The sequence below is a fragment of the Pseudomonas sp. GM49 genome, from assembly GCF_000282355.1.
Lineage (GTDB): Bacteria > Pseudomonadota > Gammaproteobacteria > Pseudomonadales > Pseudomonadaceae > Aquipseudomonas.
On record NZ_AKJL01000110.1, the window covers coordinates 1 to 19,814 of the forward strand.

General features: G+C 59.1%; 18 protein-coding genes. 12 read left to right on the forward strand and 6 right to left on the reverse strand.

The genetic code is table 11. The annotated features are described in order from the left end of the window. Window positions 1–227, reverse strand: a 227-nt coding sequence (locus PMI29_RS18525) for an MFS transporter (RefSeq protein WP_007996766.1), incomplete at its 3' end; no start/stop codon positions are given. Between the two features lie 279 nt (window positions 228–506). On the opposite strand from PMI29_RS18525, the gene PMI29_RS18520 reads away from it, so the two are divergent. Then, window positions 507–872: a YkgJ family cysteine cluster protein gene (locus PMI29_RS18520; RefSeq protein WP_007996767.1), complete on the forward strand. Its 366-nt coding sequence runs from the start codon at window positions 507–509 to the stop codon at window positions 870–872. A gap of 146 nt (window positions 873–1,018) precedes the next feature. Continuing rightward, on the forward strand, window positions 1,019–3,235 hold the full coding sequence (locus PMI29_RS18515) for a putative bifunctional diguanylate cyclase/phosphodiesterase (protein WP_274517870.1): 2,217 nt from the start codon (window positions 1,019–1,021) through the stop codon (window positions 3,233–3,235). Here the strand turns inward: PMI29_RS18515 and PMI29_RS18510 are convergent. Next, window positions 3,192–4,088, reverse strand: coding sequence for an NAD(P)-dependent oxidoreductase (locus PMI29_RS18510; protein WP_007996770.1), 897 nt, complete (start codon window positions 4,086–4,088; stop codon window positions 3,192–3,194). The two genes, PMI29_RS18515 and PMI29_RS18510, sit on opposite strands and share 44 nt — an antisense overlap. A gap of 196 nt (window positions 4,089–4,284) precedes the next feature. Here PMI29_RS18510 and PMI29_RS18505 point away from each other — a divergent pair, with 196 nt between their 5' ends. Next, window positions 4,285–6,480, forward strand: coding sequence for a hypothetical protein (locus tag PMI29_RS18505; protein WP_007996771.1), 2,196 nt, complete (start codon window positions 4,285–4,287; stop codon window positions 6,478–6,480). Between the two features lie 296 nt (window positions 6,481–6,776). On the opposite strand, the gene PMI29_RS18500 is transcribed toward PMI29_RS18505, so the two are convergent. Continuing rightward, window positions 6,777–7,082, reverse strand: a complete 306-nt coding sequence (locus PMI29_RS18500; RefSeq protein ID WP_007996774.1) for a DUF2288 domain-containing protein — start codon at window positions 7,080–7,082, stop codon at window positions 6,777–6,779. Window positions 7,083–7,433: 351 nt separating this feature from the next. Between PMI29_RS18500 and PMI29_RS18495 the strand changes: the two genes are divergently transcribed. The 5 genes from PMI29_RS18495 (at window position 7,434) to PMI29_RS18475 (ending at window position 12,431) form a co-directional block, all read left to right on the forward strand. Beyond that, the gene (locus PMI29_RS18495; protein WP_007996776.1) at window positions 7,434–8,561 is read left to right on the forward strand and encodes a branched-chain amino acid ABC transporter substrate-binding protein; all 1,128 of its coding nucleotides are present in this window, start codon (window positions 7,434–7,436) and stop codon (window positions 8,559–8,561) included. Window positions 8,562–8,788: 227 nt separating this feature from the next. Then, a complete protein-coding gene (gene livH, locus PMI29_RS18490) occupies window positions 8,789–9,712 on the forward strand; it encodes a high-affinity branched-chain amino acid ABC transporter permease LivH (RefSeq protein ID WP_007992413.1) in 924 nt (307 codons plus the stop codon). Next, window positions 9,709–10,965, forward strand: a complete 1,257-nt coding sequence (locus PMI29_RS18485) for a high-affinity branched-chain amino acid ABC transporter permease LivM (protein ID WP_007996778.1) — start codon at window positions 9,709–9,711, stop codon at window positions 10,963–10,965. Before livH ends, PMI29_RS18485 begins: the two co-directional genes overlap by 4 nt. Next, window positions 10,962–11,729, forward strand: a complete 768-nt coding sequence (livG, locus tag PMI29_RS18480) for a high-affinity branched-chain amino acid ABC transporter ATP-binding protein LivG (protein WP_007996780.1) — start codon at window positions 10,962–10,964, stop codon at window positions 11,727–11,729. The genes PMI29_RS18485 and livG overlap by 4 nt, the downstream gene beginning before the upstream one ends. Further along, window positions 11,730–12,431: an ABC transporter ATP-binding protein gene (locus PMI29_RS18475; RefSeq protein WP_007992410.1), complete on the forward strand. Its 702-nt coding sequence runs from the start codon at window positions 11,730–11,732 to the stop codon at window positions 12,429–12,431. Window positions 12,432–12,523: 92 nt separating this feature from the next. Here PMI29_RS18475 and PMI29_RS18470 read toward each other — a convergent pair whose 3' ends face one another. Then, on the reverse strand, window positions 12,524–13,432 hold the full coding sequence (locus PMI29_RS18470) for a LysR family transcriptional regulator (RefSeq protein WP_008052920.1): 909 nt from the start codon (window positions 13,430–13,432) through the stop codon (window positions 12,524–12,526). Window positions 13,433–13,539: 107 nt separating this feature from the next. Between PMI29_RS18470 and PMI29_RS18465 the strand changes: the two genes are divergently transcribed. Then, a complete protein-coding gene (locus PMI29_RS18465) occupies window positions 13,540–14,139 on the forward strand; it encodes a short chain dehydrogenase (RefSeq protein ID WP_007996784.1) in 600 nt (199 codons plus the stop codon). A gap of 35 nt (window positions 14,140–14,174) precedes the next feature. On the opposite strand, the gene PMI29_RS18460 is transcribed toward PMI29_RS18465, so the two are convergent. Next, window positions 14,175–14,543 carry a hypothetical protein gene (locus PMI29_RS18460; protein WP_007996786.1) on the reverse strand — a complete coding sequence of 123 codons (369 nt, stop codon included), beginning with the start codon at window positions 14,541–14,543 and terminating at the stop codon, window positions 14,175–14,177. Between the two features lie 177 nt (window positions 14,544–14,720). Between PMI29_RS18460 and PMI29_RS18455 the strand changes: the two genes are divergently transcribed. Further along, window positions 14,721–15,389, forward strand: coding sequence for a COG3650 family protein (locus PMI29_RS18455; RefSeq protein ID WP_007996788.1), 669 nt, complete (start codon window positions 14,721–14,723; stop codon window positions 15,387–15,389). Between the two features lie 95 nt (window positions 15,390–15,484). Beyond that, on the forward strand, window positions 15,485–17,098 hold the full coding sequence (locus PMI29_RS18450; protein WP_007996789.1) for an NAD(P)/FAD-dependent oxidoreductase: 1,614 nt from the start codon (window positions 15,485–15,487) through the stop codon (window positions 17,096–17,098). Between the two features lie 117 nt (window positions 17,099–17,215). Here PMI29_RS18450 and PMI29_RS18445 read toward each other — a convergent pair whose 3' ends face one another. Continuing rightward, on the reverse strand, window positions 17,216–18,313 hold the full coding sequence (locus tag PMI29_RS18445; RefSeq protein WP_177323273.1) for a PLP-dependent cysteine synthase family protein: 1,098 nt from the start codon (window positions 18,311–18,313) through the stop codon (window positions 17,216–17,218). 247 nt (window positions 18,314–18,560) lie between these two features. On the opposite strand from PMI29_RS18445, the gene nhaA reads away from it, so the two are divergent. Then, window positions 18,561–19,748, forward strand: coding sequence for a Na+/H+ antiporter NhaA (gene nhaA / locus PMI29_RS18440; RefSeq protein ID WP_007996793.1), 1,188 nt, complete (start codon window positions 18,561–18,563; stop codon window positions 19,746–19,748). The last annotated feature ends 66 nt before the right edge of the window (window positions 19,749–19,814 follow it).

Consider the following 19,814-nt stretch of genomic DNA (forward strand, 5'->3'; position numbering starts at 1 on the left):
GGGGAGCCGGTATCGGCCATGCGCCCCAGCGGCAGGCCGGCAATCGCGTAGACGATGGTGAATGCCGTCCCGATGATCCCCAACTGGAAATCACTGAGATGCCATTCCATGCGAATGGGCTCGATGATGATGGCCGGGATGGTGCGGTCGAAAAAATTGAACAGGTTGGCCAGGAACAACAGGAACAGAATGCGCCAGGCATTGGCCGCTTGGGTCGAGTTCTGCATGGGTCCGTCTCTTTTATTGTTTTGGGGCGTCACTGCCCCCGGACTTTGCAATCTAGACAGGCCGGCCATAACTGTCTTTCATTATTCGCCGGGCTGATACCTGCCCATGGCGCACAGCCCGCTCCCACAGGAGATACAGCGTTCGCCAGATGGGTATCCAGCAGTTCGTCCGGCCGATAAAAAATACCTTTCACCCCCCCTTCCCAAGCCGTTGGCGAAGCCTAGAATAGCGGCCTTGTTTCCCCCCTGTGTCTCCACTCCTCCTTACGATAATCGCCCATGTCCGAAGCCAGTCCGTGTCTGAATTGCGGTGCCTGCTGTTCTCATTTTCGCGTGTCATTTTTCTGGGGTGAATGCGCTTCGTCCGGGGGGACGGTACCCGATGAGCTTGTCGAGCAGATCAGCCCCAGTCGGGTCGCGATGCTCGGCACCGGCTGCAAACCCGTACGCTGCACCAGCCTGGTGGGAGAGGTGGGCAGTACGGTGCAATGCTCGATTTACGAAAAACGCTCCAGTACCTGTCGGGAGTTCGAAGCTTCCTGGGTCGATGGCGTGGCCAATCCCGATTGCGACGCGGCCCGTGCCGCTTTCGGCTTGCCGGCCCTGCAACCCCTATTCGAGACGCCTCAGAAGCAATTCGCCTGAGTCATAGCACTAATCGCTATCAGGCTAATATCAAAAAGATTGGCATCAATGTGCCACCACCACTTGCGCTCCATCCATGCCCTCTATACTCCAAGGCATTCGCCGGCGCTCCTTGCGCCAGCCTGAGGATAACAATGGGGCATGCTATGGAATGGCTTGGTTTGCATTTCCTTACCGAGCTACCAGAGAGTGGGCAGGTCGTACTTAATTGCACACATGACCCTTTTCTGGTGCTGCTGGCTTACCTGGTCGCCTGTGTCGGCTGTTTCGCGACGCTGGACATGGCCGAACGGGTTGCTCACGCTGAAAATTCCGCTTCCAAGACACGCTGGCGCTGGGTTGGCAGCGGATGCCTGGCCGGCGGTATCTGGGCCATGCACTTCGTCGCGATGCTGGCATTCCAGACACCTATCGATCTTCACTATCAACTGCCTGTCACAGTGTTCTCACTAACCATCGCGCTGCTCGCCGCGTGGCTGGCCATGCATACCCTCAGCCTTCCTGAGCTGAGTTTTCGACAGTGCCTCACATCATCGATCGGGATCGGCCTGGGTATCGCGACCATGCATTACGTGGGCATGACGGCCATGCACTCCAATGCCGAGGTCTATTACCATCCGGGCCTGTTCGCCCTTTCGATCGCGATCGCGATCGGTGCCGCGCTGGCAGCCTTATTGCTGGCATGGTATCTGCGCGACGGCACCGGCATGCTGCATCAGCTCTTCAAATACAGCGCCAGCCTGTTGCTCGGGGCTGGCATCCTCAGCATGCACCTCACTGCGATGGCCGCCTTCAACATGGTGCTGCCCGGCGACAGCCTGCCAGCGCAAACCGGTGAACACAGCCAACTGCAACTGGCACTGACCGTAACGGTCATGGCCCTGCTGATCATCGGCAGCAGCATCAGCGCGGCACTGGCGGACAAGAAATTGCAACACAAGGATCACGACCTGCAGCGGGTCAACTCCCTGCTCAGCCAACTGGACCAGGCGCGCATGTCACTGCAACAGGTGGCGCACTACGACCCGCTGACCAACCTGATCAACCGCCGCGGGTTCAACCAGATCTTCGCCGAAAAACTCATTGAGAAAACCAACGAAGGCGGGATGCTGGCGGTCATGTTCCTGGACATCGACCATTTCAAGCGGATCAACGACAGCCTTGGTCACGATGCCGGTGACGATCTGCTCAAAGTGCTTGCCCAACACATCAAGAGCTCGATTCGCAGTCACGAGGATGTGGTCGCGCGCTTCGGTGGTGACGAGTTCTGCCTGCTCATCAACCTGCATGATCGTGAGGAGGCGCGGCATATGGCCCAACGCATCATGCTGAAAATGAAGGAGCCCATCGAGCTGGCCGGCAGGCGCATGGTCATGACCACCAGCATCGGCATCAGTCTGTTTCCGGAAGACGGCAAGACGTGTGAGGAACTGCTGAAGAACGCCGACCTGGCGCTGTATCAGTCCAAGGGCAGCGGCCGCAACGGGCTGAATTTTTTCAGCGCCAACCTGAAAGCCCGCGCCATACTGGAGCTGCAGCTGGAAGAAGAATTGCGCCACGCCCTGCGTGAAGATACCGGACTGATGCTTTATTACCAGCCGATCTATGACCTCAAGACCGGTCAGGTCAGCAAGCTCGAAGCCTTGATTCGCTGGCAACACCCGGTCCATGGTTTACTCGTACCGGATCGTTTTATCGCCATCGCCGAGGCCAACGGCCTGATCGCCGAGCTGGACAACTGGGTGCTGCGCAAGGCCTGCGAGGATCTGGGCGAGTTGTCGCGCAAAGGCTGTGAAGACCTCAAGATCGCCGTGAATTGCTCGCCGCTGAACCTCGCACGCGAAGAACTGGCCGATGAAATCGAGTACGCATTGCGGGTCGCCGGTGTGGCGCCCAACCGGCTGGAACTGGAAGTCACGGAAAACGCCTTGATGGGCAATATCGCCAACACCCTGGTGTTGCTGCGACAGATTCGCGCCCTCGGCGTTTCGCTGTCGATCGATGACTTCGGCACCGGCTATTCATCCCTGGCCTACCTCAAGCGCTTGCCGCTCAACACGCTGAAAATCGACCGTTCCTTCATCCAGGACATCCCCAAGGCCACCCAGGACATGGAGATTGTCCAGGCGATTATCGTCATGGCCCATACCCTGCACCTGCAAGTGGTCACCGAAGGGGTGGAAACCTTCGAGCAATACCAATTCCTGGAAAACCACGGCTGTGACTTCGTCCAGGGCTATCTGCTGAGCCGGCCGGTACCACTGGCCGAGCTGCATCCGGTGCTGAACGAAATCAACCAGCGCAAGCACGCCTATACCGTCACGACGCCGAGCCTGGCTCACGGTACATCTGCACTAACGTAGACGGGTCTTTCTCAAGGAAACCCTGACTCCCATGCAGGCGCATCAACTGCGCGGCCAGACCGCTGATCGGTGTTGCCGAGCCTTGTTCACGGGAAAACTTCACCGCCGTATCCAGATCCTTGAGCAACGTGCGCACATGCCACTTGACCGGTTCGAAACGGTTTTCCGCCATCTGCGGTGCCAGGAACTGCAACGGTTTCGAATCGGCAAAGCCGCCGGCCAGCGCTTCGGCGATCAGGCTCGCATCAACCCCGGAACGCTCCGCCAGCGCGACCACTTCGGCAATCACCAATGCATTGCAGGCGACTATCATCTGATTGCACGCCTTGGTCACCTGCCCTGCCCCGACGCCGCCCATGTGCGTCACACGCTGCCCCAGGGTCAATAGAACAGGCCGGACCCGTTCCAGGTCCTGTACGTCACCACCGACCATGATCGCCAGACTCCCGGCCTCAGCCCCCACCACGCCGCCGGACACCGGCGTGTCGAGCCAGTGCATGCCGGTTCTATCGGCGAGGTCTGCGGCCATCTCCCGCGTTGCGTTGGGCTCCAGGCTGGAAAAATCCACCAGTAGCTGGCCTTTTTTCGCCCCTTCGATAATGCCTGTCGGACCAAACACTACCTCGCGTACGACCGACGTATCCGCCAGGCACAACATCAACACGTCAGCGTGCCGGCACAGTTCGGCCGGGCTGGCGACCTGACGGGCGCCTGCTTCCACCAGCGGCTTGCACTTGTCCGGGTTGCGATTCCATACCGCCAGCGGATAACCCGCGGCCAGCAGGCGCCGGCACATCGGCAACCCCATCAGGCCGATCCCGGCAAACCCTAGCGAAGGTAGCATTGACATCATTTAGCCTCCTTTTGATTAAAGATCACCGAATACTGGCCGATTCATCATGACTTAGGAAAGGATTCCCCCCGAGTGATGCTCAGGCTAAAGACCAAGGCATGGTCCGAGTACGCGCTGAAAAAAGACGCGATTCTATTCCGTGACGGTTCGACGACAGCGAGTCGGCCAACCAATCAGCCCAGGTAGATGGCGAACAATGACTTCTAAAAACAACCCGGCCACTGCGGTAACCGATCTGACGTTGAGCCCCGCGGCCAACAGCCCGTCATCACCGAAGCCATTGATTCAATCCCGTCCGTTGGCGACCCAGCAATACCTGTACTTCACGGAAACCAACACCGACCGCATCCTCGACAACCTCGACGGCCTGCGCGACATGGTGTTCCCGCGCGCACCGCATCTGGAAGGCGACAGCGAACAGCACAACGATCAGGAATTCCCCTCGGTGTGCCTGATCGGCCTGGGCCGCTGCGGCTCGAACATTGCGCTGGACGTGGCGGAGCTGGTGTACAACGCCCGCAAGTTCTACCTCAACGAATTCAACAACGAAGATCGCCTGTCACCGGACAAGCGTTTTGCCGAAAAGGGCTACAGCCCGGCCCAGTGGATCCGCAACAACCTGCGCCTGGGCCAGAACAAAAACACCAAGCCGGTGTTTCTGGTCGAGCCACTGGTGATGCTCGGCGACCTGGACAAGGACATTGCCGGACGCATCCGTTTCTCGCGCAAGGGCGAAAAAAGCGGCTTCCTGCGCGACTACAGCAAGATGAAAATCATGGACTTGTCGGAAGTCCACGCCGGTGGCGCCGGTAACGCGCCGATCCTCGGCCAGTATCTGGCCAAGATCATCCTGAACAAGGACACCCAGCGTTTCTCCAGCCCTGACTGGAAAATGATTCACTCGTACCTGATCGACAGCTGCGGCATCAAGGCCAACCAGTCGCGCCTGTATTTCTCGATCTTCAGTGCCGGCGGCGGTACCGGTTCGGGCATGGCCTCGGAATTCGGCCTGGCCCAGCAGCACTCGTACATGAACAAGACGTTCGACACAAAGCCGATGGACGAGCACGACAGCAAGAGCGGCCACTCCTTCGTCTTCGAACCGATCTTCACCAGTGGCATCTGTGTACTGCCGAACATTTCCGATCACCGCAGTGAAATGTCCGAGGCGCTGCACATCAACGCCGGCCGCCTGCTGTGCAAATACCTGTCGGAAGAGTGGGACTTCTCCTACAACTTCGCCAACGAAGACAGTAGCGAAGCCAGCGTCATGGGCCGCATCCGCCCATGGAACGCGATGATGCTGATTTCCAACGACATCATGCGTTACGCCGAAGAGAACGATGACGGTAATATCCAGAACATTGATGTCAATGCCATGGAAAAGCATGCAAACCAATATATCTCGCAGCAGATCTTCAACATTCTGACGGCCCAGGCAGTTACCACCGACTACGACCAGAACTATTTCCGTCGCGCCGGCATCGACATCGGCGAAACCATCCGCCTGGACGCCAACGACCTGTTCATGAGCCTGGCCGGCCCGGTGGCGATTGCCTATGCCGAGTCCGTGGTGCCGGAAACCCCGCCGCCGAGCAGCGACAAATTCAAGGTATTCGAGAAAGAGCCGCAGCGCCTGAACATCGACGACCTGTTCTTCCGTTCGATCGACCTGCCGCACTTCAACAAGGTAACCCAGGCCATCGAAGGCATCAGCCTGTTGCCGATCGAATCCAAGCGCTATCGTGCGTCGCTGGAGCAGTACAAGAACTCTGGGTACGACGCGGCGGCCCTGCATGACCTGCACTTCTTCAAGAATTGCTCGTCGGTGGTGTCGATCGTTTCCTTGCCGAAAGACTACAAGCTGTCCTACATGGATCTGAACCGGTTGAAGACTCACCTCAACAGCCTGTTCCCCAACACCACGCTCAAGCGCTACGCGCTGGTGATCGGTGCTTCGGCCAACCTGTCGCTGACCACCCTGATTGCCAAGAGCCCGTGCCTTTCGGACGACTTCCTGACGCTGATCGTGGCCTTCATCAAGCGCTGCTTTGCGAAGCCTGCGTACCGTTTCGACGAAACCCTGGACAACTCGATCCTGGATTTCATCGTCCAGGAGGAATTCGATGAGGACCGCATCGACGACTTGCTCAACGAATTCGAGAACCCGGCGAAGATCCTCGATACCAACTGGTACGCGATCAAGCCGATGTACGAGAAGAAATACCGCGAGCTGATCAACGACAAGGAAAAATTCGTCTCGATCAACGACATCCGCCTGTCACGCGACTGCGTGAAGAAAGCGATCAAGTACCTGCGCGAGATCTACCGTCACCGCATTGGCAAGACCAAGGTTATTTCGCTGAATAACCATACGGGCAAGACTGCTTAACAAGACGGGAAAATTCGTCGCCGCCATCGCGAGCAAGCTCGCTCCCACAGTTGACCGCGTTCTCTCTGAAAGAATGCGATCCCTGTGGGAGCGAGCTTGCTCGCGATGGCGGCCTTGAATTCACTGCAAATCCACATTCAGAAACAATTGAGCAGCCGTTCAGTTGCGCTCTCAACTGTTCCCGTTACGTTTACGTCACCGTGAAGCTGTGGCCTTTCTCTACGGCAACATGCCATCACGCTACTCGGCTACACACTTTTCCCTATGAAAAGAGCGCACCAAGAAGGTGCAACCTTTTAAGCCTGCGCCCTTTCCTGGATCAGAATCCACGGCGAAACAACCACCGCCCACAACTGCGGATCACGTTCAAAAAGGTCCAGCGCCCGCGTTTCAGACAGTTTGGTGAGCTTGTCAGCGGCCAGCCAGGCAGCCACTTTCTCCCCTTCATCCTGGGCCACGGCCTCGGCTGCAGCGATCAAATCCAGGCCGGGATCGACCCACAATAGGGCACCCTTGGCGAAGAACGGCTCCAGCTCTTTCCAGGTAATAGATGCAGTTTCACCAAGCAGCTTGGCATAGAGGGTGCTAGGTTCTTGATTCATGGGACTGTCCGGAAAAGAAATCGACGCGAATGATAACGTCGGTGGTCCGGCAGAAAAACCCGGATGCAATTGAGTGACCGAAATGAAAAACGCAGGAAAGCCAGGGAATGCAATGAATCCGGCTATAAGCCTCTCAATGTCCCCGCCGCAATTCTGTCTTTTACTTTCAATAAAGCGACACTTGCAGGTTTTGCCCCTCGGCGCCGCCTTCCCAGGCTGACAATCGGCGCTCTACACTGTACCGGTACAGTTGCCGAGGGGCTTTTCCGGGGAATGTCGCAGCTATCTGACCCGGTTCTGCTGCCCAAGGCGCCAGGACTATAAAAACTACAACAGTAAGAGTGGAGCACTATGACTAAGGCTACTAAGCAGATTTCCAAACTGTTTGCCGCTATGGTTCTGGCCGGGGTTGCCAGCCATTCGTTCGCAGCTGACACCATCAAGATCGGCATCGCCGGCCCTAAAACCGGCCCGGTCACTCAATACGGCGACATGCAGTTCATCGGCGCCAAGATGGCCATCGAGCAGATCAACGCCAAGGGCGGCGTCGACGGCAAGATGCTTGAAGCCAAGGAATACGACGACGCGTGCGACCCTAAACAAGCCGTGGCCGTCGCCAACAAAGTGGTCAACGATGGTGTGAAATTCGTTGTAGGTCACCTCTGCTCCAGCTCCACTCAACCGGCTTCGGACATCTACGAAGACGAAGGCGTGATCATGATCACCCCGGCCGCCACCAACCCGGACATCACCACCCGTGGTTACAAACTGGTGTTCCGCACCATCGGTCTGGACAGCGCCCAGGGCCCTGCCGCCGGCAACTACATCGCCGACCACGTCAAGCCGAAGGTTGTAGCGGTACTGCACGACAAACAGCAGTACGGTGAAGGCATCGCCACCGCCGTGAAGAAAACCCTCGAAGGCAAAGGCGTCAAGGTTGCCGTGTTCGAAGGCCTCAATGCCGGTGACAAGGACTTCTCCTCGATCATCCAGAAGCTCAAGCAAGCCAACGTCGACTTCGTTTACTACGGCGGCTACCACCCGGAGCTGGGCCTGATCCTGCGCCAGTCCCAGGAAAAGGGCCTGAAAGCCAAGTTCATGGGACCTGAAGGCGTCGGCAACGACTCCATCTCGCAAATTGCCCAGAACGCTTCCGAAGGCCTGCTGGTGACCCTGCCGAAATCCTTCGACCAGGACCCTGCCAACAAGGCGCTGGTACAAGCCTTCGCCGACAAGAAGCAGGACCCGAGCGGCCCGTTCGTGTTCCCGGCTTACTCGGCCGTCGAAGTGATCGCCGAAGGTATCAAGTCCGCCAAGAGCGAAGACACCGCCAAGGTGGCTGAAGCCATCCACAAAGGCACCTTCAAGACCCCTACCGGCGACCTGTCGTTCGACGAAAAGGGCGACCTGAAGGACTTCAAGTTCGTGGTCTACGAGTGGCACTTCGGTAAACCAAAGACCGAAGTTTCGCCTCAGTAAGCGGGCTCCATGAGTCATAAAGCCCACTGCGCAAGCAGTGGGCTTTGTTTTACGAGGTTAATGGGTCAGGGTCCCGTGATCCGGGAACTGATTCACCTGAAAATCTTAAAACCGTCACCAGCGGTTCGCTGGCAAACGCTTGTGCGAAGGTGGCCACAGACCACACAGCCCAGGCCGGAACATGACTCCACCAGTGAAATGCGTATCAGGTTTTTAGGAGCGTTGTAATGCCTGAGATCTATCACTTCTTCCAACAGCTGGTTAATGGGATGACCATTGGCAGCACCTATGCCCTTATAGCCATTGGCTACACAATGGTTTACGGCATTATTGGAATGATCAACTTCGCCCATGGCGAGGTCTACATGATCGGCTCCTACGTGGCCTTCATCGTCCTTGCCGGACTGGCCATGCTGGGTATCCATTCTCTGCCACTGTTGATGACCGCCGCATTCCTGGCGACCATCGTTGTAACCAGTGCCTACGGCTACAGCATCGAACGGATCGCCTACCGCCCCCTGCGGGGCAGTAACCGCCTGATCCCGCTGATCTCGGCCATCGGCATGTCGATCTTCCTGCAAAACTCCGTATTACTCTCGCAGGACTCCAAGGACAAATCGATCCCCAACCTGATTCCGGGCAGCTTCAGCTTCGGTCCGGGCGGCGCACAGGAAGTGCTGATCTCCTACATGCAGATCCTGGTGTTCGTGGTGACCCTGGTGGTGATGCTCTGCCTCACCCAGTTCATCTCGCGTTCACGCCTGGGACGTGCCTGCCGGGCCTGTGCCGAAGACATCAAGATGGCCAACCTGCTGGGCATCAACACCAACAACATCATCGCCCTGACCTTCGTTATCGGTGCCGCCCTGGCGGCCGTGGCGGCTGTATTGCTCAGCATGCAGTATGGCGTGATCAACCCGAACGCCGGATTCCTGGTGGGCCTCAAGGCCTTTACCGCGGCGGTACTGGGTGGCATCGGCAGCATTCCGGGCGCCATGCTCGGTGGTCTGGTGCTGGGGGTGGCCGAAGCATTCGGCGCCGATATATTCGGTGACCAGTACAAGGACGTGGTGGCTTTCGGCCTTCTGGTTCTGGTGTTGTTATTCCGGCCAACCGGCCTGTTGGGGCGCCCGGAGATTGAGAAAGTATGACTAGGAATCTTAAACAAGCGCTGTTCAGCGCCCTGCTGGTCTGGGCCGTGGCCTATCCGGTACTCGGTCTGAAACTGTCCATCGCCGGCATCAACCTCGAAGTACTGGGTGCCAGTACCTCTACGCTGTTCATCATCACCGGCAGCTCGGTGCTGATGTTCCTGCGGGTGCTGTTCGACAAGCAGTGGAGCACCATGATGAAGTCAGCGCCGAAAGGCTCGCTGGTTTCGCCGAAGGTCAGCCACTTCATGACCCTGCCCAGCACCCAGCGCTGGATCATCATGGGGTTGATCGTGGTCGCTCTGGTGTGGCCGTTCTTCGGCTCGCGCGGTGCGGTGGATATCGCCACGCTGATTCTGATCTATGTACTGCTCGGTCTGGGCCTGAACATCGTGGTCGGTCTGGCGGGGTTGCTCGACCTGGGCTACGTCGGTTTCTACGCGGTGGGCGCCTACAGCTATGCGCTGCTGTCGCACTACTACGGCTTGAGCTTCTGGATCTGCCTGCCGATCGCCGGGTTGATGGCGGCCACCTTCGGTTTCCTGCTGGGTTTCCCGGTACTGCGTTTGCGCGGTGACTACCTGGCGATCGTGACCCTGGGCTTCGGTGAGATCATCCGTCTGTTCCTGCGTAACCTGACGGACCTCACGGGCGGACCTAACGGCATCAGTAACATCCCCAAACCAACGCTGTTCGGCCTGAGCTTCGATAGAACGGCCGCCGAAGGCATGCAGACCTTCCACGAGTACTTCGGCCTGACCTACAACCCCGTCAGCAAGGTGGTTTTCCTCTACCTCGTTGCGTTGTTGCTGGCGCTGTTCGCGCTGTTCGTGATCAACCGCCTGCTGCGCATGCCGATCGGTCGTGCCTGGGAAGCCTTGCGTGAAGACGAAATCGCCTGCCGTGCCCTGGGCCTGAACCCGACCGTGATCAAGCTGTCGGCCTTCACCCTGGGTGCCTGCTTCGCCGGTTTCGCCGGTAGCTTCTTCGCCGCGCGTCAAGGGCTAGTCACGCCGGAATCGTTCACCTTCATCGAGTCGGCCACCATCCTCGCCATCGTGGTGCTGGGCGGCATGGGCTCGCAATTAGGCGTGGTCCTCGCGGCCGTCGTAATGATTCTGTTGCCCGAGCTGATGCGTGACTTCAGCGAATACCGCATGTTGATGTTCGGCGCCCTGATGGTGCTGATGATGATCTGGCGTCCTCAAGGTCTGCTGCCCATGCAACGTCCTCACATGGAGCTGCGTAAATGAGCCGCGAGATCCTGAAAGTAGAAAATCTGAGCATGCGCTTCGGCGGTTTGCTGGCGGTCAACGGCGTAGCCCTGAGCGTGAAGGAAAAGCAGGTCGTGGCTCTGATCGGCCCCAACGGCGCCGGCAAGACCACCGTGTTCAACTGCCTGACCGGCTTCTACAAGCCGAGCGGCGGCAGCATCCTGCTGGACGGCGAGGCCATCGAGGGCCTGCCCGGCCACAAGATCGCCCTCAAAGGCGTGGTGCGTACTTTCCAGAACGTGCGGCTGTTCAAGGACATGACCGCGGTCGAGAACCTCTTGATCGCACAGCACCGTCACTTGAACACCAACTTCCTGTCCGGCCTGTTCAAGACCCCGTCATTTCGCAGAAGCGAACGCGAGGCCATGGAGCACGCCGAGTACTGGCTGGAAAAGGTTCACCTCAAGGAGTTCGCCAACCGTCCGGCCGGCACCCTGGCCTACGGTCAGCAACGTCGCCTGGAAATCGCCCGCTGCATGATGACCCGCCCTCGGATCCTCATGCTCGACGAACCGGCCGCCGGCCTGAACCCGAAGGAAACCGAAGACCTCAAGGCCCTGATCAGTGTGCTGCGTGAAGAACACAACGTCACCGTGCTGCTGATCGAGCACGACATGAAACTGGTCATGAGCATTTCCGACCACATCGTCGTGATCAACCAGGGCACCCCCCTGGCCAACGGTACGCCGGAACAGATCCGCGACAATCCTGAAGTGATCAAAGCCTACCTGGGGGAAGCGTAAATGCTGCAGTTCGAAAACGTTTCCACCTTCTACGGCAAGATCCAGGCCCTGCACAGCGTCAACGTCGAAGTCCGTCAGGGCGAGATCGTGACCCTGATCGGCGCCAACGGTGCCGGCAAGTCGACCCTGCTGATGACGCTCTGCGGTTCGCCGCAGGCCCACAGCGGCAGCATCCGCTACATGGGTGAGGAACTGGTCGGCCAGGACTCCTCGCATATCATGCGCAAGAGCATTGCCGTGGTGCCGGAAGGTCGTCGGGTGTTTTCCCGCCTGACAGTGGAAGAAAACCTGTCCATGGGTGGTTTCTTCACCGACAAGGGCGATTATCAGGAACAAATGGACAAGGTCCTCGGACTTTTCCCGCGCCTGAAAGAACGCTTCAGCCAGCGTGGCGGCACCATGTCCGGCGGCGAACAGCAAATGCTCGCCATCGGCCGTGCGCTGATGAGCAAGCCCAAGCTGCTGCTGCTCGACGAACCTTCCCTGGGCCTGGCACCGATCATCATCCAGCAGATCTTCGACATCATCGAACAGCTGCGCAAGGATGGTGTGACCGTGTTCCTGGTCGAGCAGAACGCCAACCAGGCGCTGAAGATCGCTGACCGCGCCTACGTTCTGGAGAACGGCCGGGTGGTGATGCAAGGCACCGGTGAAGCGCTGCTGACCGACCCGAAAGTGCGCGAAGCGTACCTCGGCGGTTGAGCCATTGCGGTAAACAAAAGACGGCCTTCGCGGGCCGTTTTTTTTATGCCCGCCACAATCTCGGGTGATGACGAAAATCCCTGTGTGATGATTTAGAGCCGATCCAGAGCTTCCCCACTGCGCTTGAACCACCCGATCAAATAATCCGCCAGTACCTGCGTGCGCTTGGGCAACCCACCCTGATACGGATGCACCAGGTACATCGGCATGCTGCGGGTCTGATAATCGCGCAGCAGCCAGCGCAAACGCCCGTCGGCCAGTTCGGTTGGCAAACAGTAGGATGGCAGGCGCGCAATACCGGCGCCGACCAGTGCGGCTTTCTTCAACAGGTTGTAGTGGTTGCTGGCGAACGGCCCCGACACCCGCACCCGCAACAACTCGTGCTGCTGGTGATACAGCCATTCTTCGCGGCCGCTGTAGTGGCTGTTGAGCAGGCAGCGATGCTCTGCCAGCGCTTGGGGCGTTTGCGGTTCACCGTATTGCTCCAGATAAGCCGGGCTGGCACAGGTTAGTTCTTGCCACGCCAGCAACGGGCGCGCCACCAGTCGCTGGTCAATGGCCACGTCAGAGCGAATCGCCAGGTCGAAGCCGTCGCGGGACAGATCGCGGTAGCTGTTGTTGAGCTCCAGCTCGATCTGCACCTGAGGGTATTTGGCGGAGAACTCCAGCAACAGACCATCGAAGAAGGTTTCACCGAGCGACACCGGCACCGTCATCCGCACCGGACCAGCCATGTCATCCTTCAGACGCGCCAGGGCCTGACGCGCCCGCTCGACTTGCACCACCAGCGCCTGTGCCTGTGGCAACAACGCAGCACCGGCTGCAGTCAGGCTCAAGCGGCGAGTGGTACGTTGCAACAGCACTACGGAAAACTGCGCTTCCAACTGGCTGATGCGCTTGGACAGCTGGCCTTTGCTGCAACCGAGCTGTTGCGCCGCCAGGGTGAAACTTCCCGCTTCAATCAATACGGCGAACGCGGCCAGGTCATCCATCTCGCTCACGGATTGTTTCCATTTGAAAACCAAAGGTTGCCTATTAGTGCGCTTATCTACGGAAAAAACCACCCTAAACTGATACCTCGTTCAACCCACAACGAGGATCAGCCTCCATGAAAATTCTTTTGATCGGCGCAGGCGGCACCATCGGTTCGGCCATCGACAAGGAACTGTCGCAACGCCACGAAATCATCCGCATCGGTCGCACCAGCGGCGACTTTCAGGTGGACATCAGCGACAGCGCTTCGATTCGCAAACTGTTCGAACAAATCGGTAAGTTCGATGCGCTGGTTTGTGCCGCCGGCAACGTGACCTTCGCTCCGCTCAACGAGATGACCGAAGAGAGCTTTGCCCTGGGCCTGAAAGACAAACTGATGGGCCAGGTCAACCTGCTGCTGATCGGCCGCGAGTTTGCCAATGACGGTGCCTCGTTCACCCTCACCAGCGGTGTCCTCAGCCACGATCCGATTTACAGCGGTGCCTCGGCAGCGCTGGTCAATGGCGCGCTGGACAGTTTCGTCCGCGCCGCCGCCATCGAGCTGCCACGTGGCCTGCGCGTGAACTCGATCAGCCCCAACGTGCTGGTCGAAGCCATGGGCAAGTACGCACCGTATTTCCGCGGCTTCAAGCCGGTTCCTGCGGCGGATGTGGCGTTGGCCTACGCCAAAAGTGTGGAAGGCCTGCAGACTGGCCAGACGTTTCACGTGGGTTGAACTGACTCGGCATGCGGCGCTGCTTCAGCGTCGCATCAGGGTGTTGAAGGCTCCAGCAACGTGGGTAGCAGATCGCGGGCAATTTTGCGCGGCACGATTATCACCAGACTCGGGCCTTCAATCACCGAATGAATCATCGCGTTCGATACGGCTATGCCGTTGATCGATAGCTGCAAGTAATTATGCATTTCCTGGCGCGTTACGAGGGCCAATCGGCGCTGCGCGTCGGGGCTGAGCGTCACACTTAGCTCCATGCTATCCGGATTCAAATTGTCAGCCCGTCTGAGTTCCAGCGTCATTTCGGTAAAGTCCGTCTCCGACGAAAGCGCGATTTCTGCCGCTAGACACTGTAGCGCTCCCAACATTGCCAATACTGCAAAAATCAGTTTGCCTGCACTTTTCATATAACCTCCTCCCACGAAAAAGGACGACGAGGTTACGCCAAAATCCCTCTCGCCCTAGTGCCTGAAGTAAAGCCGAATGTTACTTGCGCAGATTCGGTCCGGTGACAAGTCCAACTCATGGGTTGTGATGAACAGTCAGCCTGAGTAACGTGGCGGCACTTGTCAGGAGACCCCAAGATGCGTGTTGCCCGTTCCTTAGTCCTCGTTGCCCTGCTTCCGCTGTTCGCCGCTTGCCAGTTGTTCGAGGGTGAGCGGCAGAGCGCCTCCCATGTCGGCCAGACACGCATGCAAGGCCAGTTGACCGCGACGGACGGCAAACTGGTGTTCCAGCCGTGCAACCAGGCAAACCGCTATGTGGTCAACGACACGGGCGGTACCAGCGTCCTGCAGCAGGCCGCAAACCTGGCGGACAAGCAGGGCACACTGTTTGCCGACGTGCGCGGGCGGGTTGTAGCCGGCAGCGGTGGTGACGGCCAGTTCGATCTTGAGCAGTTGTACCGCGTCGAGCGCTCGGGCAGCGCGTGCGACGATCCGAATTTCAAGCAACTGATCCTGCGCGCCGCCGGCCACGCCCCGGAATGGAGCGTAAAAGTCAGCGGTAAAGGCATGGTCATCGACCGCGCCGGTCAGCCTCCCCTCGCCGTGCCCTACGTCGAAGAACAACTGGGCGACGGCCGCTTCAACCTCAGCACCGAAGCCAACAATCAGCACGTCGAGTTGTGGGTCGCACCGCAACGTTGCGTCGACAGCAGCACTGGCAGCATCCAGCACATGAGTGCCGAACTGCGTATCAACGGCCAGGTGCAGCGCGGTTGCGGGTATTTCGGCGGATCGCGCGACGACTGATCGTTTAGGCCTCACGGGACTGCGCCATTGCGGCTTATAATCGCCGGCTTCAAACGCCCTGGCGCAGTTGTGCGCCCCGCGAACCGGATCCCGCCATGTTACGAATCACCGAACTCAAGCTGCCAATCGACCATCCCGATGAAGACCTGCGCCCTGCCATCGTGCAGCGCCTGGGTATCAACAGCGATGACCTGCTCGAATTCACCTTGTTCAAACGCAGCTACGATGCGCGTAAAAAGTCCTCCGAGCTGTGCTTCATCTACACCATCGACCTTGAAGTTCGCGACGAGGCGGCGGTGCTGCAAAAGTTCGCCGATGACCGTAACGTCAACGTGGCGCCGGATGTCAGCTACAAAATGGTTGGTCAGGCACCGGCCGACCTGAGCACACGTCCGATCGTCGTCGGCTTCGGCCCCTGCGGAATTTTCGCCGGGCTGCTACTGGCGCAAATGGGCTTCAAGCCGATCATCCTTGAACGTGGCACCGAAGTGCGCCAGCGCACCAAGGACACCTGGGGCCTGTGGCGCAAAAGCGTGCTCAATCCGGAATCCAACGTGCAATTCGGCGAAGGCGGCGCGGGGACATTCTCCGACGGCAAGCTCTACAGCCAGATCAAGGACCCGAAGTTCATCGGTCGCAAGGTCCTGCACGAGTTCGTCAAAGCCGGCGCACCGGAAGAAATCCTCTACGTCAGCAAACCGCACATCGGCACGTTCCGTCTGACCGGCGTGGTGGAAAACATGCGTGAGCAGATTCGTGCCCTGGGCGGTGAAGTGCGTTTCCAGCAGCGGGTGACCGACGTGCTGATCGAGGGCGGCCAACTGGTCGGCGTCGAACTCAATGGCGGTGAGCAGCTACACTCGAAACACGTGATCCTGGCCCTCGGCCACAGCGCCCGCGACACCTTCCGCATGCTCCACGGCCGTGGCGTGTTCATGGAAGCCAAGCCGTTCTCGGTGGGTTTCCGCATCGAGCATCCGCAGTCGCTGATCGACCGTGCGCGCCTGGGCAAGTACGCCGGCCACCCGAAACTGGGCGCCGCCGACTACAAACTGGTGCACCACGCCAAGAACGGCCGCTCGGTCTACAGCTTCTGCATGTGCCCGGGCGGTACCGTAGTGGCGGCGACGTCCGAGCCGAACCGCGTGGTTACCAATGGCATGAGCCAGTACTCGCGTAACGAGCGCAATGCCAACTCCGGGATCGTCGTCGGCATCACCCCGGAAGTCGATTATCCGGGCGGCCCGCTGGCCGGAATCGAGCTGCAGGAACGCCTGGAATCCCATGCCTTTGTGCTGGGCGGCAGCAACTACGAAGCCCCGGCGCAACTGGTCGGCGATTTTATCGCGGGCAAACCGTCCACCGAACTGGGCACGGTCGAACCATCCTACAAACCGGGGGTTGCCCTGGGTGACTTGGCGCTGGCGCTGCCGGCGTTCGCCATCGAAGCGATTCGCGAAGCCTTGCCGGCATTCGAAAAGCAGATTCGCGGTTACTCGCTGCACGACGCGGTGTTGACCGGGATCGAGACCCGTACTTCGTCGCCGCTGCGTATTACCCGCAAGGAGTCGATGCAGAGCCTGAACGTGAAAGGCTTGTTCCCGGCCGGTGAAGGTGCCGGTTATGCGGGCGGGATTCTGTCAGCGGGTGTTGATGGTATTCGCATTGCAGAAGCAGTGGCCCGGGACATCCTCGGCCTCGATGCCTGATACCACTCTAATGTGGGAGCGGGCTTGCTCGCGAAGACGGTTTCACATCCAACATATGTGTTGGCTGATTGACCGCTTTCGCGAGCAAGCCCGCTCCCACATTTGATCTTCGCCGTGTCAGATATTGGCGCGCAAAACCGAGTCCGGCAGCGGCTCCCCTCTCTCCACCGTCGCGGCCACCGCAGCCATCAAGCCACTCAACTCATACCCCTGAGCCTTGAGCCACTCCGGATCGTAATAGGTCGTGGCGTAGCGTTCTCCGCTGTCACATAGAATCGCCACCATCGACCCCGTCTCCCCCGCCGCCTTCATGTGCTGAGCAGCCATCAATGCGCCGATCAGGTTGGTCCCGCTCGACCCGCCCACATGGCGTCCCAGGCGCTCGGCCAGGTAGTGCATGGCCGCCAGTGACAGGGCATCCGGCACCTTGACCATTGCGTCTATCACCTTGGGCAGAAACGACGCTTCCACACGCGGCCGGCCAATGCCTTCGATGCGCGAGCCGTGGTCCAGGCGCAGGCTGGCATCGCCGGTCTGGTAGTAATCGAAGAACACCGAACGCTCGGCATCGGCACACAGCACGCGGGTGCAATGCTGGCGATAACGCACGTAACGGCCCAGGGTGGCCGTGGTGCCGCCAGTGCCTGGGCTGGAAATCAGCCAGCTCGGCTCGGGATGCTGCTCGAAACGCATCTGATGAAAGATCGACTCGGCAATGTTGTTGTTCGCCCGCCAGTCGGTGGCGCGCTCGGCGTAAGTGAACTGGTCGATGAAATGCCCGTCGTGTTCGCGAGCCAGACGCTCGGACTCGGCGTAGATCTGGGTCGGGTCATCCACCAGATGGCTTTGGCCACCGTAGAAGGCAATTTGCGCGATCTTTTCTTTCGAGGTAGTTGCCGGCATCACTGCAATGAACGGCAAGCCCAGCATACGCGCGAAGTACGCTTCGGAAATCGCCGTCGAACCGCTGGATGCTTCAATCACCGGCGCACCGGGCTTGAGCCAGCCGTTACACAGTGCATAGAGGAACAACGAGCGCGCCAGCCGGTGCTTCAGGCTACCCGTGGGGTGGCTGGACTCATCCTTGAAGTACAACTCGATACCCGGAAAACCAGGCAGCGGCAAAGGGATCAGGTGGGTGTCGGCGCTGCGCTGGTAGTCGGCTTCGATGATCCGGATCGCTTCGCGGGACCACTGTCGGTTGTCGCTCATGATGGTTTTCTCATTGAATCAGGCAAGAGTCGGCCTTGTCACAGGGCTCAACCATCAAGCTTAGGAAAAAACCTACATCCAGCACAGGTACAGCTGAGATCCAATACGCCCGGCAACTGCTAGGCTCAGTTCGCTACTGGCAGATCACGTTGTAACGACATATAACAAAAAAGAATATAACTTTTGTTTTAACAACTAACGGTACTTGTTAGGGTGTAACACCTTTTGAATTCACGGATGGAGAGCGACCTTGCCTCTGCGTAGCACTTTCACGCGTTTCTTTCAGTTGGAAGCTGCCAGCGGTCTGTTATTGATCGCCGCTGCCGTTCTGGCTCTGATCATCAACAACTCGCCGCTGTCGTGGCTGTACAACGGCCTGCTGGACACCCCCGTGGTGGCGCAGATCGGCGCGCTGAAAATCGCCAAACCGTTGCTGCTGTGGATCAACGACGGCCTGATGGCGCTGTTCTTCCTGCTGATCGGCCTGGAAGTAAAGCGCGAAGTCCTCGACGGCCAGTTGTCCAAACCGTCGCAAATCGTCCTGCCTGGCGCAGCGGCGATTGGCGGCATGGTGGTGCCGGCGCTGATCTACTGGTATCTCAATCGCGACACGCCACCGGCCCTGAATGGCTGGGCAATCCCGACCGCCACCGACATCGCCTTCGCCCTTGGCGTGCTGGCGCTGCTGGGCAAACGCGTTCCGGTCTCACTGAAACTGTTCCTGATGACCCTGGCGATCATCGACGACCTCGGCGCGATCATCATCATTGCGATCTTCTACTCCGGCGCGCTGTCGACCCTGTCCCTGGCGCTGGCCGCCGCCTGCATTGCGGCGCTGATCGGGATGAACCGGCTTGGTGTGGTCAAGCTCGGGCCGTACATGATCATTGGCCTGATCCTCTGGGTCTGCGTGCTCAAGAGCGGTGTCCACGCCACGCTGGCCGGCGTGACCCTGGCCTTCTGCATTCCGTTGCGCACTAAAAATGCCGAGTCCTCCCCGCTGCTGACCCTGGAACACGCCCTGCATCCGTGGGTGGCCTACGGCATCCTGCCCCTGTTCGCCTTCGCCAATGCTGGCCTGTCCCTGAGCGGCGTCACCGTCGAAAGCTTCACTCACCACGTCCCCATGGGCATCGCCATCGGGCTGCTGCTGGGCAAGACTGTCGGTGTCTTCGGCCTGACCTGGCTGGCCGTGAAAACCGGTATCGCCGCCCTGCCCCAAGGCGCCAACTGGGGCCAGATACTGGGCGTGGCGATTCTCTGCGGCATCGGTTTCACGATGAGTCTGTTTGTCGGCTCGCTGGCCTTTGAGCCGGGCGTGAGTGATTTCGCCGGGATGGACCGCATGGGGATCCTGACAGGTTCGATTCTGGCCGCGCTGATCGGTTATGGGGTAACGGCGATGGCGAGCCGCAAGAGCTCCAACCTGGCATCCTGATAAACCGCGATACCGCCTGGCGCCAATCAGGACTCACCTGAGCTGAAAAACAAAAAACCCGATCAG

Bases quoted from the DNA above. Each gene is read 5' to 3' on its own strand.
- PMI29_RS18485 (WP_007996778.1), top strand. From the start codon at position 9,709: ATGACTAGGAATCTTAAACAAGCGCTGTTCAGCGCCCTGCTGGTCTGG.
- PMI29_RS18460 (WP_007996786.1), bottom strand. From the start codon at position 14,543: ATGAAAAGTGCAGGCAAACTGATTTTTGCAGTATTGGCAATGTTGGGA.
- PMI29_RS18465 (WP_007996784.1), top strand. From the start codon at position 13,540: ATGAAAATTCTTTTGATCGGCGCAGGCGGCACCATCGGTTCGGCCATC.
- PMI29_RS18520 (WP_007996767.1), top strand. From the start codon at position 507: ATGTCCGAAGCCAGTCCGTGTCTGAATTGCGGTGCCTGCTGTTCTCAT.
- livG (WP_007996780.1), top strand. From the start codon at position 10,962: ATGAGCCGCGAGATCCTGAAAGTAGAAAATCTGAGCATGCGCTTCGGC.
- PMI29_RS18475 (WP_007992410.1), top strand. From the start codon at position 11,730: ATGCTGCAGTTCGAAAACGTTTCCACCTTCTACGGCAAGATCCAGGCC.
- PMI29_RS18450 (WP_007996789.1), top strand. From the start codon at position 15,485: ATGTTACGAATCACCGAACTCAAGCTGCCAATCGACCATCCCGATGAA.
- livH (WP_007992413.1), top strand. From the start codon at position 8,789: ATGCCTGAGATCTATCACTTCTTCCAACAGCTGGTTAATGGGATGACC.
- PMI29_RS18510 (WP_007996770.1), bottom strand. From the start codon at position 4,088: ATGATGTCAATGCTACCTTCGCTAGGGTTTGCCGGGATCGGCCTGATG.
- PMI29_RS18455 (WP_007996788.1), top strand. From the start codon at position 14,721: ATGCGTGTTGCCCGTTCCTTAGTCCTCGTTGCCCTGCTTCCGCTGTTC.
- PMI29_RS18505 (WP_007996771.1), top strand. From the start codon at position 4,285: ATGACTTCTAAAAACAACCCGGCCACTGCGGTAACCGATCTGACGTTG.
- PMI29_RS18500 (WP_007996774.1), bottom strand. From the start codon at position 7,082: ATGAATCAAGAACCTAGCACCCTCTATGCCAAGCTGCTTGGTGAAACT.
- PMI29_RS18515 (WP_274517870.1), top strand. From the start codon at position 1,019: ATGGAATGGCTTGGTTTGCATTTCCTTACCGAGCTACCAGAGAGTGGG.
- PMI29_RS18495 (WP_007996776.1), top strand. From the start codon at position 7,434: ATGACTAAGGCTACTAAGCAGATTTCCAAACTGTTTGCCGCTATGGTT.